Here is a 15,751-nt window from a genome sequence, read left to right on the forward strand (position 1 = left end):
GATTAGCCTACTCGTTTCACGTCACCTACCAGCAGGATGTAGGAGAGCGCGCCGATCAGTGCCACGGCAGAGATATACACCAGAGCCGGACCAAAGCCGTAGTCCTGCGCCAGGTAACCGATGACCAGCGGCACGGTGATCCCGCCCAGGCCGCCAACGAAGTTGAATACGCCACCAGTCAGGCCAATCAGCCGCATCGGTGCCAGGGACGACACCAGCGACCAGGTGATGGAGGCAAAACCGTTCCCGAAGAACGCTACCGCCATCAGGGTCATGATCCACACTGGATCGTTGGTGTAGTTCGCTCCCATGATGCAGGTAGAGATCAGCAGTCCGCAGATAATCGGCGTTTTACGCGCAACGCCCAGTGAGAAGCCTTTTTTCACCAGCTTATCCGCCAGCCAGCCCGAGAGCAGCACGCCGAAAAACGCCGCAAGGAAGGGTACGGTGGTCATAAAGCCCGCCTTCAGCGCGGTTATCCCTTTTTCCTGGGTCAGATAGTTCGGGAACCAGGTGAGGAAGAACCACAGCGTGGAGGTCACCGCGAACTGGCCCAGATATACGCCCACCAGCTTACGGTGGAAGACCAGCTTCCAGTCCGCTCTGGTCAGCGGCTGGCGCGCCTCTTTTTTCACTGGCGCATCGCCGTCCACCAGACCGCCGCCGTCGCGGATGTAGTCCAGTTCGGCTTTGGTGATGCTTTTGGTCAGACGCGGCGGCTGATAGACCTTAAACCAGATTAACGACCAGATAATGCCGATCCCGCCGGTGACGATGAACACCCAGTGCCAGCTCAGCAGCTCCTGGATCCAGATTAACAGCGGCGTCAGAAACGCCAGACCAACAAACTGCCCGGAGGTGTAAAAACCAACAGCGGAAGCGCGTTCGTGTTCAGGGAACCAGCTGGTCACCATGCGGTTGTTGGTCGGAAACGCCGGCGCTTCAAACACCCCGGTGATGGCGCGCAGGCCAATCAGCGACATCAGCCCGGTCGCGAAGCCCTGGAACAGGGTCGCCACGGACCAGCCCAAAATAGCGATAAAGTAGGTCAGACGTGACCCCACGCGGTCAAGGAACCAGCCGCCGGGGATCTGGCAGAGCGTATACAGCCAGGCAAACGCCGAGAAGACGTAGCCCATTTCCGCTTTGGTGATGCCAAACTCTTCCTGAATATGGGCCGATGCCACGGCGAGGTTGGCGCGGTCGACATAACAGATGACCACGGTAATAAAGATCATGATCAGCGTCAGGTAACGACGACGCCCGGTTTTTGTAGCAGTAACTGGAATATCCATCGCAATCTGTCTCCAGATTTTGGGCATAGCGAAGCCGCTCACCATGCCCTGTAATTTACAGAGGGTGTATTTGGTTTTTTTAATTAAAAACGTAAACGGATGCGCTAAATAATTCGTGCTGGGGGAAGGCGGCAAGTTTTCGCATCCCCGGGAGCATACAAAAGTATGTGACCGGGGTAAGAAAACGCAGCCAACGCATCACCAGCGCGAAGTATGACGCGCATTTACCACTCGGCTACGGAACCGTCTTCAAGACGCCACAGTGGGTTACGCCAGTCCGGCGCACTTTTACTCAGCTCAATGACTTTGGCTTCGTCGATCTCCACGCCAAGGCCCGGCTTCGTTAACGGTTTAAAGAAACCACCTTCCATGCTGAAGTCTTCTTTGTTTTTCACAAAGTCGAGCAGCTCCGCGCCCTTGTTATAGTGTATGCCCATGCTTTGTTCCTGGAACACCGCATTGCGGGAGACGAAGTCGACGTGCAGGCAGGCCGCCAGCGCAATCGGCCCAAGCGGACAGTGCGGCGCCAGCGCCACATCGTAGGCTTCTGCCATGCCGGCAATTTTGTAGCATTCGGTGATGCCACCCGCGTGGGAGAGGTCCGGTTGGAGGATCGCAATGCCGCCCGCTTCCAGCACGCGCTTAAACTCGAAGCGCGAGAACATACGCTCCCCCGCCGCGATGGGAATGTGCGTCTGTTCAGCCAGTTTTGGATAGTATTCCGCCTGCTCGGCCAGAACAGGCTCTTCAATAAACAGCGGGCGATACGGCTCCAGCTCTTTAATCAGCACTTTGGCCATTGGCGCGCTGACGCGGCCGTGGAAATCCAGGCCAAACTCAATCTCGTTGCCGAAAGCCTCGCGGATTTGCGCCACGGTGTTCACCGCCCGGTCTACCGCGCGCGAGTTGTCGATAACGCCCATCTCTTCGCAGCCGTTGAGTTTGAAGGTGTCAAAACCGATGTTGCGCAGCTGCCGGATACCGTCGATCACTTCCGCAGGGCGGTCACCGCCCACCCAGCTGTAGGCTTTGATTTTGTCTCGCACCAGGCCGCCCATTAATTGCCAGACCGGGGCATTCAGCACTTTGCCTTTGATATCCCACAGCGCCTGATCGATACCGGCGATGGCGCTCATCAGGATCGGACCGCCACGGTAAAATCCCGCCCGGTACATGACCTGCCACAGGTCGTTGATGCGCGCCGGATCCTGGCCAATCAGGTATTCACCCAGCTCGTGAACCGCGGCTTCAACGGTGCGCGCACGGCCTTCAATCACCGGCTCGCCCCAGCCAACCACGCCTTCGTCGGTTTCGATTTTCAGGAACATCCAACGCGGGGGTAAACGGTACGTGGTAAGTTTGGTTATTTTCATTGCACTGCCTCTCGATACGCTTTCACAAATGCTGCCGCCTGCTGTGCGGTACGCTCAACGGGCTGTCCGGCGCGATAGAGATCGCTGCCCAGCCCCGCGCCCGCACAACCTGCTTTTATCCACTGCACCAGGTTTTCCGGCGTGACGCCGCCCACGGCAAAGACCGGCACGCTGGCGGGTAAGACCGCTTTCAGCGCTTTGATGTAATCCGGACCAAAGGCCGACGACGGGAAAATTTTGAGAGACTGTGCGCCCGCATTGAGGGCGGCAAAGGCTTCTGTGGCCGTGGCGCAACCCGGGCATACGGTCATGCCGTAATCCACCGCCCGGCGGATCACCTCGGGGTTGATATTCGGTGTGACGATAAGCTTGCAGCCCATCTTCGCCAGCTCATCCACCTGCTCCGGTTGCAGCACGGTGCCTGCGCCAATCAGCGCCTTATCACCAAACGCCTTCACAATTGCCGGAATGCTTTTTTCCCACTCCGGGGAGTTGAGCGGGATTTCCACCGCGTCGAACCCGGCGTCGATCACCGCGCCAACGTGCGCTAAGGCCTCACCGGGCGTGATACCGCGCAAAATCGCGATCAGGGGAAGTTCAGTTTGCCACTGCATGAGCGATGCTCCTTATGCCTGCCTGAAATGCCGTGTCGCCTTCCACCGCAGCAACATCCCGTCCGATAGCGTGGAACGCCTGGCGGTAACGAGACGTCAGCGATGAACCCGCGACGAGCGTGATGGCCTGCTGCCCGGCGAATGCGTCGCTCAGGGTGGCGACTTCGGCGCCAATCAGCAGGCCGGACAGAAATTCGCTGACCTGCTCGCGCGGAAGATTTCCCAGCACGTGCGAGGCGCGAACCTCAAAAAGTTGCGGCAAAACGGCAGGGGATGCGATCCCGCGCTCAAGCCCGGCGGCAAACGCTTCCGGCGAAGGGGTTTGCTCCGGCAAACCGGCCCCCACCAGCGAATGCTTAAGCAGCAAGTGGTGCAGTTCGCCGGTCATCACCGTGCGGAAATCATGAATTTGCTCAGCATCCGCCTGGACCCATTTGCAGTGCGTCCCGGGCATGACGTAGACAGAAGAAGGAGAAAGGGTGCGCGCCCCGAGCAGCTGCGTCTCTTCGCCGCGCATCACGTTATGGTTATCGTCGCGAGAGATGCATAAACCGGGAATAATCCAGACATTGTCGCCAACGGACGTTAACTGCTCGCCAACGGCGGTGAAATGCACCGGAACCGACAGGTAAGGCGCAACCTTCCAGCCCACGTTACTGCCGACCATTCCAGCCATCACCACTGGCGTAGTACCGTCGCGCCAGTTTTGTGTCACCTCTGCTAACACCGCTTCGGGGGATTTACCGTTCAGGCGCGTCACACCTGCTTCTGATTGCCTGCTTTCCAGACACTGCTCCCCCTGGTAGAGCCAGGCGCGCAGATTGGTCGATCCCCAGTCAATTGCGATGTAGCGTGATGTCATGTGATTTCCTTCAACCTTCGTGTCGAGCTGGCGATCATGGTCAGTGCCGCCTGCTCTGCCGCATCGCCGTCCTGATGCCGTATCGCATCGAACAGCGCTTTATGTTCCTGAAGCGTTTTCGGCATGTTGGCCTCATCGCCCATCCAGGTACGTTCAAATACTGCTCGCTGTAGCGAGCTGATCGCCACGCTAAGCTGCTGTAACACCGGGTTATGCACCGACTGCAGTACCGCCTCGTGGTAGCGAATGTCCGCCTCGTTGAACGCCTCCCGATTCTGGTTATTGGCGATCATGTCGTTTAACGCCGACTCAATCTGTGCCAGGTCACCTGACGTTGCGCGCTCTGCCGCCCAGCGGGCGATGGCCGGTTCCACCAGATTTCGGACTTCGCTCATCGCGCCGATAAGCCGTGGGTCGTAGTCGTTTTCCAGTACCCATTGCAGAACATCGGTATCGAGGTAGTTCCACTGGTTACGCGGCGCAACAAACGCGCCGCGATAGCGCTTCATTTCAATCAGCCGCTTCGCCATCAACGAGCGGAACACTTCCCGGATGATATTGCGCGAGGTTTCAAACTCCTCGCACAGTTCCGCCTCTGCTGGCAGCGGCGAACCGGGAACGTATTTGCCACCCACAATCTGAGTGCCCAGCGTGATGACAATGCGATCGGTTTTATTGAGTGTCATGGAGAGTCCTTGTGCTCTGTAAGTCCATCACTACTTTACCGCGACCGCTGAATTTCGCCTCACTTTTGCAGTACAAACGTGAGTCCTTTCGCCTTTGCCGTGGTGACAATGTAGTACAATCAGTTAATGTTGTACTACAATCAAGATCACAAAAAGAACAATTCGATAAATTCAGCGCAAAAAAAAGCCCCGGTTGATAACCGAGGCTGATGATTACAGACAGCTGTTAGGACAGGACAAATTTCTCAATCGCATAAGCCACGCCGTCTTCCAGGTTAGATTTGGTGACGAAGTTCGCCACTTCTTTCACCGACGGGATGGCGTTATCCATCGCCACGCCCATGCCTGCATATTCGATCATCGCAATATCGTTTTCCTGGTCGCCCAGCGCCATAATCTCCTCAGGATTAATGCCCAGCGCATCGGCAAGCGATTTGACACCCGTGCCTTTATTGACGCGTTTATCGAGGATTTCGAGGAAGTACGGCGCACTTTTCAGCACGGTGTATTTCTCTTTTACCTCAGCCGGAATGCGTGAGATGGCTTTGTCGAGAACCGCAGGTTCATCAATCATCATCACTTTCAGGAACTGGGTTGCCGGGTCCATGTTTTCCGCTTCGCAGAACACCAGTGGAATGGTTGCAACGTAGGACTCGTGCACCGTGTAGTAGCTGATATCGCGGTTGGCGGTGTAAAGCGTATTGCGATCGAGCGCGTGGAAGTGAGAGCCCACTTCGCGGGAGAGCTTTTCCAGGAAACGGTAGTCATCATAGCTCAGTGCAGTTTGCGCCACCGTGCTGCCATCGGCTGCCTTTTGCACCAGAGCGCCGTTATAGGTGATGCAGTAATCGCCAGGCTGATTCATGTGCAGCTCTTTCAGGTAGCTGTGCACCCCGGCATACGGGCGTCCGGTGGTGAGCACCACGTTCACGCCTTTTTCGCGTGCGGCGGCGATCGCATTTTTAACGGCAGGAGAGATAGTGTGGTCTGGCAGCAGCAGCGTGCCGTCCATATCGATTGCAATGAGTTTGATAGCCATGAGGTCCCCGGGATAAATGAGTGCTATTTCATGCTAACGCGATTAAGCACACAAAAATAGAGCTACCTTGCGCAACAAAAAGCCCCTTTTGTATTTATCCCGGGAACAAGAACTCACTCGCGGGTGAGAACGATTTTGCCAAACGCACCGCGATCCAGATGCTCAAGCGCCTGTTCCAGTTCGTCAAAACGATAGCGATGTTCAATCACCGGTTTTAACTCCGTGACATCAACAGCACGGACAAAATCTTCCAGCGCCCGGCGGTGTCCAACCCCAATTCCCTGAATGACGGGGGATTTCAGCAGCAGCTCGCCAGCAGGCAGGGAAATGTCCGTTCCGGCCAGCACGCCAATAACGGAGATACGCCCGTGAACGGCTACCGCGCGAAGGGAATGTCTCAGATTCTCCCCACCCACGGTTTCGATAATATGGTCGATGCCGCGATCCTGCGTCAGTGCCAGCGTATTTTCAGCCCAGTCGCCTTTCAGTCGGTTGATGCCCTGGCTGGCTCCCAGCTTTTTGGCCAGTGCCAGTTTTTCATCACTCCCCGACGTAACAATAACTTCTGCGCCGTGCGCTTTTGCTATCTGCAAAGCGAATAGCGCCACACCGCCCGTGCCTTGTACCAGCACCGATTGCCCGGCGCGTAAATGACCGCGCTCCACCAGCGCGAACCATGCGGTAAGCCCCGCGCAAGGAAGCGTGCTGGCCTCAGCGTCATCCAGGCTTTCCGGGGACGCCACCAGCGCGTTTTCACTCACAATCACATATTCGGCCAGCATGCCCTGGAAGTATCCACCGGACGTTTTATAGGGCAAATCGCGCGCGTCTGCCTGCGGCTTGCCGTCGATCCACTCAGGGAAGAAGGTTGAGATGACGCGTGCGCCGGGTTTGAAACGCGTAACGCCTTCGCCAATGCTGTCCACCACGCCTGCCATGTCAGATGCTGGGGTAAACGGGAAGGAAAGCGGAATCGGCATCGTGCCTTCAATCACCATTTTATCCCGGTAGTTGAGCGCAACGGCATTAACCCTTACGCGAACCTCCCCCGGGCCTGGCTGTGACACAGGCACCTGAACAAGCTGAAGGCTCTCGCGCCCAAGGGCGTTCATTGACCAGCGCTGCATTGTTTCTGTCATTTTTTCTCTCCTGCCATCAAATAAGCTTTAGGACTGACAGTCTACCGTTGACGTTTGGTCGCCAGTGGCGATAAGTTTTCCCATAATTGATGACGAAGTGGATACAATTCATGACCGATACGCTGAAGGATATACCTGTATTTGTGGCCGCCGTTGAGGCGGGAAGTTTTGCGCAGGCCGCCGTCCGTCTGCATTTGTCGCGCTCGGCGGTAGGAAAAAGCATTGCTCGTCTTGAAGAGCGGCTGGGGGTACGTCTGTTTCAACGCACCACCCGCAGCCAGAGTCTTACCGATAACGGCGCCCTTTTTTATGAACGCTGCCTGCGGGCGCTTGAGGAGATTCGGGGTGCGGAATCGCTGCTTGAAACCGGAAAACAGCAGGTCAGCGGCCGCCTGCGCGTTGCCATGCCGGTGCTGTTTGGTCGCCAGTGCGTCGCGCCACTGCTGATAGAACTGACGCAGGAACATCCTGGGCTTGAGCTTGAAATGTCATTCAGCGACCGCGTGGTGGATCTGGTGGAGGAAGGGTTTGATATGGCGGTGCGTAACGGCACGCTACAGGACAGCAGCGTGCTGGTCGCCAGAAAGCTGGGCGAACACCGCATGGTGCTGTGCGCCGCACCGGAGTATCTGCTGAGGAAAGGCCAGCCACAAAGCGTTGATGATTTACCCCACCACACTGCCATTAACTATCTGCGATCAGGCAGAGTGCTGCCCTGGCAGCTAATGGATAGCGAAGGGAGATCGCACACCTTTACTCCCCGCTCATCACTCAATATGGATGATTTACAGGCAATCTGCGACGCTGCGCTGGCCGGACACGGCCTTGCGTGGTTGCCCTGCTGGATGGCCCGCAGAGAAATACATCAGGGAAAACTCATCCCGCTTTTAAAGCAGGCACCGGACGTGCGCTTCGACGTTCATGCAGTCTGGCAGCAGACGCCGCATCTGCCGCTGAGGGTTAGAATTGCTGTCGATACGCTTGCCAGCCGTTTACCGTCAGTGCTGTCGCTGGACTTTCCTGCAAGCCGCGTCGAAGGTGCAAGTTAACGTTCTGATTCAAAAAGGCAAACTTGCCTGCCAGGCGAAACCCTGCTGATAACAGTGAAGTACACATCCCGATGACGTTCTGACGTCCATAGCTCCCCGACGGGGGCCTTTCTGGCAAAGGCGTAGCCACGCGAAACAAGATATTGTTTAAGTACAGCGGCATCAGATACCCCGCTAAAGCACACGCCAGCGGTCTCTGGCTGTCCATTTGCAGCAGAGTGGCTGAAGGTATAATCCGGTGACAGGCGTGGTGCCTGCTTAATCGATGCCGGTGTGTAAAAATGATAGCGAACCCTATCTGATTCACGATATGTCATCTCAGGCTCATACGGCAAAAGGAGGTATATGACCGTGACAATCACAATGGCCAGCCCTGAGAATATGGCTAACTTTTTCATGCTCAACGTCGTCCTGAGTGGGTAAAGAAGGAATGATATGTGCCGTTATCGTTAAGAATACGAACAATGTCTGAACTGAAGTTATCAAACGGCGTTACCCACCTCATAAAGCGGGGAAGCGGGCCTTTATAGGGTTCATGCCGGATATTAAGGTCATCAGGGTCGGGAAAAATCAATGGAAGAAAACCCCGGTTCTTGAAATTACCGATCGGTCCGTAATGATCCCAGCGGCGTAGTGCGCTTTCACGACTGACAGGCCGCAACTGAGCCCGGTAATCCGAAGGAATCAGCGCCCTGTAAAAACCGAGCAGATCCGACACCAGGTCTTCTCCGCTGAACCCGCTATCGGTGTACCAACTGAAAAAAGCGCGGGACTGGTAATTTTCAAAATTTCTCGCGGTATCCATCATCATAGCCAGGGCAATGCTGTTAATTTCTGACATCGAGCGCCCACGTTTTATTTCCCAGCGAACAAACTTACCCGTTCCGGCCAGTCCTTTCCCGATATTCATTCTCTGATTGTATGCAATCGTGTAATAAGGTCTGCCACTGGCTTCGCCGCTGCTGAAATCAGCCAGAAGCAGGGAAATATCTTCGCCCCTGGCATGCCCCAGGTCGATCCAACCGAGGACCTCACTGTAGACGAGGCCGCTGCGGGTCGTTACCTGCCATTCATCGGCCCCGATAATATCGCTCCTGCTGCTCATACGGTTTATTCCTTTTTCCGTACCGATTTCAACTTTAACAGACCACCATACTCTTTATCGGGGTATATACTCCTGGGCGAGGATCACATCTATGAGATCGACTTCGTTTTATTGATATTCAAATATAAGTAAAAAAAAGAGAGTGACATCATGTCACTCTCTTTTTTTTATTAGCCGACTGCATTCTTTATGAGACATCATTTGGAATGAGCCCCACAAAAACAACCGTTAAATATCGATATTCGCCGCTTTCAGGGCGTTCTCTTCGATGAAGGCGCGACGTGGTTCAACCGCATCACCCATCAGGGTCGTGAACAGCTGATCCGCTGCGATTGCGTCTTTAACGGTGACGCGCAGCATGCGACGGCTTTCCGGATCCATGGTGGTTTCCCACAGCTGATCCGGGTTCATTTCGCCCAGGCCTTTATAACGCTGAATAGAGAGGCCACGACGGGACTCTTTCACCAGCCACTCCAGCGCCTGTTCGAAGCTGGCTACCGGCTGACGACGCTCGCCACGTTCGATAAACGCGTCGTCTTCGATCAGACCACGCAGCTTCTCGCCGAGGGTGCAGATACGGCGGTATTCCGGACCGGTAACAAACTCGTGCTCCAGCGGGTAGTCGGTATCGACGCCGTGGGTACGCACGCGAACAATCGGCTCGAACTGCTGCTCAGCGTTCTGCTGAACGTCGAACTTCCACTGGCTGCCGTGCTGCTCTTTCTCGTTCAGCTCGCTCACCAGGGTGTTCACCCAGCGGGTGACGGTCTGCTCGTCGCTCAGATCGGCTTCGGTCAGGGTCGGCTGATAAATCAGCTCTTTCAGCAGCGCTTTCGGATAGCGACGCTCCATACGGCCAATCATTTTTTGCGTGGCGTTGAACTCGGAGACCAGACGCTCCAGCGGTTCACCGGCCAGCGCTGGCGCGCTGGAGTTTGCGTGCAGGGTCGCACCATCAAGGGCGAGCGCGATTTGGTACTGATCCATCGCCTCGTCATCTTTAATGTACTGTTCCTGCTTGCCTTTCTTCACTTTATACAGCGGCGGCTGGGCAATGTAGACGTGGCCGCGCTCAACGATTTCCGGCATCTGACGATAGAAGAAGGTCAACAGCAGCGTACGAATGTGCGAGCCGTCGACGTCCGCATCGGTCATGATGATGATGCTGTGATAGCGCAGTTTGTCCGGGTTGTACTCGTCGCGACCGATGCCGCAGCCGAGCGCGGTGATGAGCGTCGCCACTTCCTGAGAAGAGAGCATCTTGTCGAAGCGCGCTTTCTCAACGTTAAGGATTTTACCCTTCAGCGGCAGAATCGCCTGGTTCTTGCGGTTACGGCCCTGCTTTGCAGAACCGCCCGCGGAGTCCCCTTCCACAAGGTACAGTTCAGACAGCGCCGGATCGCGTTCCTGGCAGTCAGCCAGTTTGCCCGGCAGGCCTGCCAGGTCCAGCGCGCCTTTACGACGGGTCATTTCACGGGCTTTACGCGCCGCTTCACGGGCACGCGCCGCATCGATAATTTTACCCACCACGATTTTCGCGTCGGACGGGTTTTCCAGCAGGTATTCGCTCAGCAGTTCGTTCATCTGCTGTTCAACCGCCGATTTCACCTCAGAAGAGACCAGCTTGTCTTTGGTCTGTGAGGAGAATTTCGGATCCGGCACCTTCACGGAGACCACGGCAATCAGGCCTTCACGGGCATCGTCACCGGTGGCGCTGACTTTCGCTTTTTTGCTGTAGCCTTCTTTGTCCATGTAGGCGTTCAGGGTACGGGTCATCGCCGCGCGGAAGCCCGCAAGGTGAGTACCGCCGTCGCGCTGTGGAATGTTGTTGGTAAAGCAGTAGATGTTTTCCTGGAAACCATCGTTCCACTGCAGTGCCACTTCCACGCCGATACCGTCTTTTTCAGTAGAGAAGTAGAAGATATTCGGGTGAATTGGCGTTTTGTTCTTGTTCAGATACTCAACGAACGCCTTGATACCGCCTTCGTAGTGGAAGTGGTCTTCTTTGTTGTCGCGTTTGTCGCGCAGTCGAATCGACACGCCGGAGTTCAGGAACGACAGTTCACGCAGGCGTTTCGCCAGGATCTCGTACTCGAATTCGGTGACGTTGGTGAAGGTTTCAAGGCTCGGCCAGAAACGCACCATGGTTCCGGTTTTGTCGGTATCGCCGGTAACGGCCAGCGGTGCCTGCGGCACACCATGGGTGTAAATCTGGCGGTGAATTTTGCCTTCGCGCTGGATAACCAGCTCCAGCTTCTGCGACAGGGCGTTTACTACGGATACGCCTACGCCGTGCAGACCGCCGGAAACTTTATAGGAGTTATCATCGAACTTACCGCCTGCGTGCAGAACGGTCATGATAACTTCCGCAGCAGATACGCCCTCTTCCGGGTGAATACCGGTTGGGATGCCACGACCATCATCGGTAACGGACACGGAGTTGTCCGCATGGATCGTGACCACGATGTCTTTACAGTGACCCGCGAGCGCTTCGTCGATAGCGTTATCTACCACCTCGAATACCATGTGGTGCAGACCGGTGCCGTCATCCGTGTCGCCGATATACATACCCGGGCGCTTACGCACCGCATCCAGTCCTTTCAGGACTTTGATACTGGAGGAGTCATAAGAATTCGACATCAACGTTTCTCGCTCATTTCAACTTGGGTTAATCCGTTATTTTACCCTTTTCCACGGTAAACATCTTCGAATTTTCGTCCGACATGTCCATAACGTGTTCAGCGCTAATGGCGCTGACGAAAACCTGCGACTGCGTGGCTTTTAAGCGGCTGGCAAGTAGCCCGCGCCGCGCGTCGTCAAGTTCCGAGGCAAAATCATCTATCAGGTACAGGCAGCGTCGCCCACTTTCGCGGGTGAGGAACTCCCCCTGCGCCAGGCGTAGCGCGCACATCAGGAGCTTCAGCTGCCCGCGCGACAGCGTGTCTTCCACCGGCGCACCGTCGGCACGAATGCGGAAATCCGCCTTGTGCGGGCCGTGCGCGGTGTAGGTCAACATGCGATCGCGCTCGAAGCTTCTCTCTAACACCTCGGCATAATCCGTCTCTTTTTCCCAGCCACGCTGGAAAGAGAAGGTGAGAGAGAACTCGGGTAAAAACTGTTTGCAGGTATCGGCCATGTCTTCGGCGATACCTGCGCTGTATTCGGCACGCCAGCGGCTGATTTGTTCCGCAAGAGGAATTAATTCCATGTCCCACGGACGCAGCTGGGCGTAGCGCGTGACCTGGCGCAATGCGGCGTTACGCTGTTTAAGCAGACGCTTCAGATTGCTCCAGGCGTTAAAGAAACCGGCTTCATTGTGAAAGCATCCCCAGTCGAGGAACGCTCTTCTGTATTTGGGGCCGCCGTTGAGTAAAGTAAACCCCTCCGGCGTAATCAGCTGCATCGGCATCAGCAGTGCCAGCTCCGCCACCTTGTGGCCGTCGGTGCCGTCGATGCGCACCTTGCTGTCGCCCTGCTTGTCTTTGGTCAGGCCGATGGCGGTTTCCCGCTCGGCACCCTGCAAGCGCCCATGCAGCACAAACGCATCCTGCTCGTGGCGAATCACGCGACCAATCTGCAAACTGCGAAACGCCCGGCCATGACCGAGCGTATAGATGGCTTCCAGCACGCTGGTTTTGCCGCTGCCGTTCGCGCCAACCAGGAAATTAAAGCCAGGGGATAAAGCGAGATCCGCGCTCTCGATGTTGCGAAAGTCGCGGATCAACAGACGGGTGAGCGACATTACAGTCTCATTGGCATGACAACATAAGCAGCCGACTGTGATGCGGCATCTTCAATCTGTACGCTCGAAACGGAGTCAGTCAGCAGGATGCGAACGTTCTCGCATTTCAGTGCATTCAGCACATCCAGCACATAGCTGACGTTGAAGCCGATTTCCATCTCAGCCCCGGCGTAGGTGACGTCCAGAATCTCTTCTGCCTCTTCCTGCTCCGGGTTGTTGGCGGTGATTTTGATCTGGTTTTCACTCACGTACAGACGTACGCCGCGGAATTTCTCGTTGGAGAGAATAGCGGCGCGCGCGAACGCCTGCTTGAGAATGTCGCAACCTGCCTCCAGCGTTTTGTCCGGGTTCTTCGGCAATACGCGGCGATAATCCGGGAAACGTCCGTCTACCAGCTTCGATGTGAAGACAAAATCGCCCACGTGGGCACGAATATTGTTGCTACCGATCTGCACGCGCAGCGGGGTGTCGCCGCCGTCGAGCATACGCATCAGTTCAATTACGCCTTTACGCGGTACGATCACCGAATGGTTTGGCAGTGAATCGCCAATCGGCATAGAACAGACCGCCAGACGGTGACCGTCTGTAGCCACGGTACGCAGCTCTTCACCTTCGGTTTCGAACAGCATGCCGTTTAAGTAGTAACGAACGTCCTGATGCGCCATGGAGAACTGCGTGGCTTCAATCAGACGCTTCATCGTCGCCTGCGGCAGGGTAAATTCAACTTCGCTCTGCCAGTCATCCAGGTTCGGGAAGTCCGCAGCGGGCAGCGTGGAGAGGGAGAAACGGCTGCGGCCAGAGCGCACCAGCATGCGGTCGCCCTCCAGCTGCACGGCGATTTCAGCGCCTTCCGGCAGCCCACGGCAAATATCAAAGAATTTACGTGCCGGAACCGTGGTCGCGCCCGCGTCGTGCGGCTGAGTCAGCGTAACGCGCGCGATCATTTCCATTTCCAGATCTGTGCCGGTCAGCGACAGCGTACCGTCAGCGACCTGAAGCAGCAGGTTTCCAAGAATAGGCAGCGTAGGGCGGCCGCCTAATGGGCCACTCACCTGTTGCAGCGGTTTTAATAAATGTTCACGTTCAACGGTAAATTTCATAGCGTCACGATGATAATGTTCTGATTAAATTGGAAAAATCTTCTTTTATGTCGTGGCTTTCTTCGCGTAACTGCTCAATCTTGCGACAGGCGTGCAGCACGGTCGTATGGTCACGGCCACCAAACGCATCACCGATTTCCGGCAGGCTGTGGTTGGTGAGCTCTTTTGCCAGCGCCATCGCCATCTGACGCGGACGCGCCACCGAGCGGGAACGACGTTTAGACAGTAAATCTGCCACTTTGATCTTGTAGTACTCAGCCACCGTCTTCTGAATATTGTCGATGGTGACCAGTTTTTCCTGCAATGCCAACAAATCGCGCAGCGCTTCACGCACAAAATCGATGGTGATCGCACGACCGGTAAAATTGGCGTTGGCGATAACGCGGTTCAGTGCCCCTTCCAGCTCACGAACGTTGGAACGCAGGCGCTTGGCAATAAAGAACGCCACTTCACCCGGCAGGCGAATGTCGTTCTCGTCGGCTTTTTTCATCAGGATCGCGACGCGGGTTTCCAGCTCCGGCGGCTCGATCGCCACGGTCAGGCCCCAGCCGAAGCGGGATTTGAGACGATCTTCAACGCCGTTGATCTCTTTTGGATAACGATCCGAGGTCAAAATGATCTGCTGATTGCCTTCCAGCAGGGCGTTAAAGGTGTGGAAAAACTCTTCCTGCGATCGTTCTTTATTGGCAAAGAACTGGATGTCATCGATCAGCAGCGCATCAACGGAACGGTAGTAGCGTTTAAACTCTTCGATCGCATTGTTTTGCAGGGCTTTTACCATGTCCTGAACGAAGCGTTCGGAGTGCATATACACTACTTTGGCATTGGGCTTACGCGCCATAATGCCGTTGCCCACCGCATGCAGCAGGTGCGTTTTACCGAGACCCGTGCCGCCATAAAGGAACAGCGGGTTGTAAGCACCACCGGGATTATCGGCAACCTGGCGGGCCGCCGCGCGCGCCAGCTGGTTCGACTTACCTTCAACGAAGTTATCGAACGTGTGTTTCACGTTAACATTAGAGCGGTAGGTAGGCTCAGCGGGGGCTGGAACGTTATCCCAGCCCTGACGAGCCGGTGCAACGCGAGGCGCTGGAGCGGGCGCCGCCTGTGCAGGGGCTGCCACATTGACAACTTCACGAACGGTTTGGGTGACCGGCTTTGTGCCCACTTCAAAACGCAGCTGTGGGGCATCTGACCCGCAGAAATCGTTCAGCAGTCCATTGATGTTATTAAGGTATTTATCCCTTACCCAATCGAGCACGAAACGGTTTGGCGCGTACAAAGCCAGCGTGTTATCGCTCAGTTCCGCCTGCAATGGGCGGATCCACATACTGAATTCTGTGGCTGGTAACTCATCCTGCAATCGGGCAAGACACTGCTGCCAAAGCGAAAGTGACACGGCGGACTCCACTCGAACAATAAAAGAAAACTATTGAATATTCATGATTGTTGGCGCACATCGACATGACCCCATCAGGGTGATGTGCGAACCGCTATCTGCGGTTATACACGCTATCGTTGATACAGCCTGAACGATGTTGTGTTTATGTCCGGCCAGGATCGCTGGATCCCGATCAGGACCGCGGATCATAGCCTAAACTGAGCCAGAGATCTTCTGTTTCTCACAGATTCTTCCCGATTTATCCACAGGAAGATCCGGAATCGGGTAAGTGTAAACGATCCTGACGCGAGTGCCTCGCGATTTAGGCCGCATATTGGAAAATTTAATGAGCACAGACAATTTTGG

Annotated in this window: 14 protein-coding genes; 1 reads left to right on the forward strand and 13 read right to left on the reverse strand. The window is 55.7% G+C overall.

Features of this window, described 5'->3' with window-relative positions; genetic code table 11:
• Nucleotides 1-2: 2 nt before the first annotated feature.
• From ACOTX2_RS18340 to ACOTX2_RS18370, 7 genes are all read right to left on the reverse strand, one after another.
• Nucleotides 3-1,340 (reverse strand): MFS transporter, encoded by a 1,338-nt coding sequence (locus tag ACOTX2_RS18340; protein WP_161177384.1) that lies wholly within the window; start codon nucleotides 1,338-1,340, stop codon nucleotides 3-5.
• Between the two features lie 179 nt (nucleotides 1,341-1,519).
• A complete protein-coding gene (gene dgoD, locus ACOTX2_RS18345) occupies nucleotides 1,520-2,668 on the reverse strand; it encodes a galactonate dehydratase (RefSeq protein ID WP_017694024.1) in 1,149 nt (382 codons plus the stop codon).
• Nucleotides 2,665-3,282, reverse strand: coding sequence for a 2-dehydro-3-deoxy-6-phosphogalactonate aldolase (locus ACOTX2_RS18350; RefSeq protein WP_063148205.1), 618 nt, complete (start codon nucleotides 3,280-3,282; stop codon nucleotides 2,665-2,667). Before ACOTX2_RS18350 ends, dgoD begins: the two co-directional genes overlap by 4 nt.
• Nucleotides 3,266-4,144 (reverse strand): 2-dehydro-3-deoxygalactonokinase, encoded by an 879-nt coding sequence (locus ACOTX2_RS18355; protein ID WP_063148206.1) that lies wholly within the window; start codon nucleotides 4,142-4,144, stop codon nucleotides 3,266-3,268. Before ACOTX2_RS18355 ends, ACOTX2_RS18350 begins: the two co-directional genes overlap by 17 nt.
• Complete coding sequence (gene dgoR / locus ACOTX2_RS18360; RefSeq protein WP_003861109.1) at nucleotides 4,141-4,830, reverse strand: D-galactonate utilization transcriptional regulator DgoR; 690 nt, start codon at nucleotides 4,828-4,830, stop codon at nucleotides 4,141-4,143. Before dgoR ends, ACOTX2_RS18355 begins: the two co-directional genes overlap by 4 nt.
• Before the next feature lie 226 nt (nucleotides 4,831-5,056).
• Nucleotides 5,057-5,869, reverse strand: coding sequence for a sugar-phosphatase (gene yidA / locus ACOTX2_RS18365; protein WP_063148207.1), 813 nt, complete (start codon nucleotides 5,867-5,869; stop codon nucleotides 5,057-5,059).
• 113 nt (nucleotides 5,870-5,982) lie between these two features.
• The gene (locus tag ACOTX2_RS18370; protein WP_045620988.1) at nucleotides 5,983-7,008 is read right to left on the reverse strand and encodes a zinc-dependent alcohol dehydrogenase family protein; all 1,026 of its coding nucleotides are present in this window, start codon (nucleotides 7,006-7,008) and stop codon (nucleotides 5,983-5,985) included.
• A 110-nt stretch (nucleotides 7,009-7,118) separates the two neighbouring features.
• Here ACOTX2_RS18370 and ACOTX2_RS18375 point away from each other — a divergent pair, with 110 nt between their 5' ends.
• Entirely contained in the window at nucleotides 7,119-8,057 is a 939-nt protein-coding gene (locus ACOTX2_RS18375; protein WP_063148208.1) for a LysR family transcriptional regulator, read from the forward strand.
• On the opposite strand, the gene ACOTX2_RS18380 is transcribed toward ACOTX2_RS18375, so the two are convergent.
• From ACOTX2_RS18380 to dnaA, 6 genes are all read right to left on the reverse strand, one after another.
• Nucleotides 8,054-8,455, reverse strand: coding sequence for a hypothetical protein (locus ACOTX2_RS18380; protein ID WP_048966201.1), 402 nt, complete (start codon nucleotides 8,453-8,455; stop codon nucleotides 8,054-8,056). The two genes, ACOTX2_RS18375 and ACOTX2_RS18380, sit on opposite strands and share 4 nt — an antisense overlap.
• A gap of 2 nt (nucleotides 8,456-8,457) precedes the next feature.
• Entirely contained in the window at nucleotides 8,458-9,162 is a 705-nt protein-coding gene (locus ACOTX2_RS18385; protein ID WP_022646529.1) for a hypothetical protein, read from the reverse strand.
• A gap of 228 nt (nucleotides 9,163-9,390) precedes the next feature.
• The gene (gene gyrB, locus ACOTX2_RS18390) at nucleotides 9,391-11,802 is read right to left on the reverse strand and encodes a DNA topoisomerase (ATP-hydrolyzing) subunit B (protein WP_100148829.1); all 2,412 of its coding nucleotides are present in this window, start codon (nucleotides 11,800-11,802) and stop codon (nucleotides 9,391-9,393) included.
• 28 nt (nucleotides 11,803-11,830) lie between these two features.
• The gene (gene recF / locus ACOTX2_RS18395; RefSeq protein ID WP_022646527.1) at nucleotides 11,831-12,904 is read right to left on the reverse strand and encodes a DNA replication/repair protein RecF; all 1,074 of its coding nucleotides are present in this window, start codon (nucleotides 12,902-12,904) and stop codon (nucleotides 11,831-11,833) included.
• Entirely contained in the window at nucleotides 12,904-14,004 is a 1,101-nt protein-coding gene (dnaN, locus tag ACOTX2_RS18400; RefSeq protein ID WP_003861122.1) for a DNA polymerase III subunit beta, read from the reverse strand. Before dnaN ends, recF begins: the two co-directional genes overlap by 1 nt.
• Nucleotides 14,005-14,008: 4 nt before the next feature.
• Nucleotides 14,009-15,403, reverse strand: coding sequence for a chromosomal replication initiator protein DnaA (gene dnaA, locus ACOTX2_RS18405; RefSeq protein ID WP_003861124.1), 1,395 nt, complete (start codon nucleotides 15,401-15,403; stop codon nucleotides 14,009-14,011).
• Nucleotides 15,404-15,751: the final 348 nt, after the last annotated feature.

The sequence above is a fragment of the Enterobacter cloacae complex sp. IR5412 genome (genome assembly GCF_049237385.1).
Lineage (GTDB): Bacteria > Pseudomonadota > Gammaproteobacteria > Enterobacterales > Enterobacteriaceae > Enterobacter > Enterobacter intestinihominis.

Excerpts from the sequence above, each read along its gene's own strand:
- ACOTX2_RS18375 (WP_063148208.1), top strand. The coding sequence starts at position 7,119 with ATGACCGATACGCTGAAGGATATACCTGTATTTGTGGCCGCCGTTGAG.
- ACOTX2_RS18355 (WP_063148206.1), bottom strand. The coding sequence starts at position 4,144 with ATGACATCACGCTACATCGCAATTGACTGGGGATCGACCAATCTGCGC.
- ACOTX2_RS18370 (WP_045620988.1), bottom strand. The coding sequence starts at position 7,008 with ATGACAGAAACAATGCAGCGCTGGTCAATGAACGCCCTTGGGCGCGAG.
- dnaN (WP_003861122.1), bottom strand. The coding sequence starts at position 14,004 with ATGAAATTTACCGTTGAACGTGAACATTTATTAAAACCGCTGCAACAG.
- dgoR (WP_003861109.1), bottom strand. The coding sequence starts at position 4,830 with ATGACACTCAATAAAACCGATCGCATTGTCATCACGCTGGGCACTCAG.
- recF (WP_022646527.1), bottom strand. The coding sequence starts at position 12,904 with ATGTCGCTCACCCGTCTGTTGATCCGCGACTTTCGCAACATCGAGAGC.
- ACOTX2_RS18385 (WP_022646529.1), bottom strand. The coding sequence starts at position 9,162 with ATGAGCAGCAGGAGCGATATTATCGGGGCCGATGAATGGCAGGTAACG.
- ACOTX2_RS18340 (WP_161177384.1), bottom strand. The coding sequence starts at position 1,340 with ATGGTGAGCGGCTTCGCTATGCCCAAAATCTGGAGACAGATTGCGATG.
- gyrB (WP_100148829.1), bottom strand. The coding sequence starts at position 11,802 with ATGTCGAATTCTTATGACTCCTCCAGTATCAAAGTCCTGAAAGGACTG.
- dgoD (WP_017694024.1), bottom strand. The coding sequence starts at position 2,668 with ATGAAAATAACCAAACTTACCACGTACCGTTTACCCCCGCGTTGGATG.
- ACOTX2_RS18380 (WP_048966201.1), bottom strand. The coding sequence starts at position 8,455 with ATGAAAAAGTTAGCCATATTCTCAGGGCTGGCCATTGTGATTGTCACG.
- ACOTX2_RS18350 (WP_063148205.1), bottom strand. The coding sequence starts at position 3,282 with ATGCAGTGGCAAACTGAACTTCCCCTGATCGCGATTTTGCGCGGTATC.
- yidA (WP_063148207.1), bottom strand. The coding sequence starts at position 5,869 with ATGGCTATCAAACTCATTGCAATCGATATGGACGGCACGCTGCTGCTG.